We start from the raw sequence: 2,180 nt of genomic DNA on the forward strand, positions 1-2,180 counted from the left end.
CGCCTCGACAAGCCCCGCCCGAACCGCGTAGCGGACCAGCCCCGCGGTTGAATTCACGTCCAGCTTGCGCATCGCGGCGGCCCGGTGCGCCTCGGTCGTCTTGACGCTGAGGTTCAGGATGGCGCTGATGCCCTTGTTGCTGTTGCCCTCCGCAACCAGCTTGATGACGAGCTGTTCCCGGGGCGTGAGCCCCTGGTGCTTGTCCACATCGGCGCCCGATCCGGCATCCAGCTCATTCACGCAGCTTCTGGTGCAGAACGGCTTGTGCACCAGAAGCGATTCAACGGCCGCCAATAGCAGCTTGTTTGCATCCGACTTCACCAGGAACGCGCGGGCGCCGGCCTGGAACGCCTGTTGGGCGAGCAGACCGGAGTTGTGCACCGTGAAGATCAGCACCTCCGTCTGCAGCGGATAATCCTTGATCCGCCGTGCGACCTCCACGCCCGTCATCCGCGGCATGGAAAAATCGACGATCGCAACGTCGGGTCGGCTCTTGATGGCCGCGGCAACCGCTTTGCTGCCGTCATTCGCCTCGGCGACGACCTCCCAGTCGACCCGTTGTTGCAACACCGCTCTCAGCCCCGACCGCACCGCTTCATGATCGTCAGCGATAAGAAACCGCTTCATGGCAGAACCTCCAGGTCGTTTGCACGGTGCGAGGCTGGACAGACGCCAATTCCTCCCGCACCGGCCGGTCAGTGTTTTGCTTTCAGGGAATGCCTGAGTGAGCCTGGATAACCGAGGTGACCTTCTGCCGGCTGCGCCGGTTGTTGACGAAATCGTGCGGAAACACCGCGGACAACACGGTGCCCGAGCGCCGCATGCCAGGACCGGACCGGATCTCGAGCGTGCCTCCGATCTGCTGCAGCCGCGCCCGCATTGCGGGAATTCCAACGCCGGCCGATATTGCCAAGCCGCCGGATCTCGACGGATCGATCGGCATGCCGCGACCATCGTCGCTGATCGTCAGCCGGACATTGCCGTCCGATACCGCAAGGACGATCTCCACTTCCGTCGCCTTGGCATGACGGAAGACGTTCGTCAGGGCTTCCTGAACGACCCGCAGCAGCGAGCGCTGCTTCTCGTAAGGCAATCGACCCACATCTGACGCGATCCTGGTGCTGACCTGGAGCGAGGTACGCGCCGCGAACCCCTTGGCATATTGCTCGATCGTGGCTTTCAGTCCGTGGATCGTCAGGTCCTGGGGATGCAACAGATAGGCAAAGGTCCGGATCTCCCTGAGCGCTTCATCGATCGATACGTCGATGTCGTCGCAAAGCCGCTCGACACCGACGGGGTCGCCCAGATCGGCTCGGATTCGCATGAGGCCCAGGCTGGCTGCGATCAAATGCTGGCAGGTCGAATCGTGGAGATCCGATGCTATCCTTTGCTGGATGTCCTCCTGAATCGACATGAGTTGGACATTGATGCGCGCGTCGACGATCTCCTGAACGGTGTCATTGATCGGGCCTTCGCGCAGGACGCGATGACTTCCGATCAGGCGGACCATGCTGCCGGTGGCGGCATCGCGGACCGGAACAACGACCGTCTCGATCGCACGTCGCGGGCCGCCGAACGCGAGGCTATGGCGAATTCTGACCTCCGATCCTTCGGCGAGACAGGCATGAAGGGCATCGCAGACGGGGACGGCGTCTTCCCGGCCCAAACAGGCCGACACGTCCATCTCCCGGATTTCGTCCGACGAGATGCCAAGACAGGATTCGAACGCCGGGTTTATCCCTTCGTACACAAATCGCCGTCGGTGCGAGGGTCGGACTGCAAAAAGAAGATCGGTCGCGAACATCCAGTACCGCCGGTCGCTCGCTTCTTCCAGACCAATCCGCAGCCATTCGCCGACACTGGCTCGATTCGACTCGCTGGCTGGAGCGCTATGCAACTTCACGGTACGCACTCACTCTTCTCAAGCAACTCCCAACATTGAATCCAATATCGTGAACTGCTTTGCCGCCCCGCCGGCCTTCATACCAGAACCGGATGAGCGGACACGCCCTTGGTGCACCCAACTATACACCGTTGGGCGCATAACACCATCAGGTAGTAAACCAGCGGGAACTAAATCTCGAATTCGTGAGGCGAAATCCGAAGATGCGCAATTCACCGCCCCGGGGGGAGCGCCGTTCTCGTGCGACGATCGAATGCGATGCAAGAGATACTAAAAA

Annotated in this window: 2 protein-coding genes; both read right to left on the reverse strand. The window is 61.3% G+C overall.

Features of this window, described 5'->3' with window-relative positions; genetic code table 11:
• Window positions 1-627 (reverse strand): response regulator (locus tag ACXJL8_RS39405; protein ID WP_456622782.1); only part of this gene is annotated, 627 nt, incomplete at its 3' end.
• A gap of 82 nt (window positions 628-709) precedes the next feature.
• Window positions 710-1,912, reverse strand: coding sequence for an ATP-binding protein (locus ACXJL8_RS39410; protein ID WP_456622783.1), 1,203 nt, complete (start codon window positions 1,910-1,912; stop codon window positions 710-712).
• Window positions 1,913-2,180 lie beyond the last annotated feature (268 nt).

The sequence above is a fragment of the Bradyrhizobium sp. P5_C11_2 genome (genome assembly GCF_054049755.1).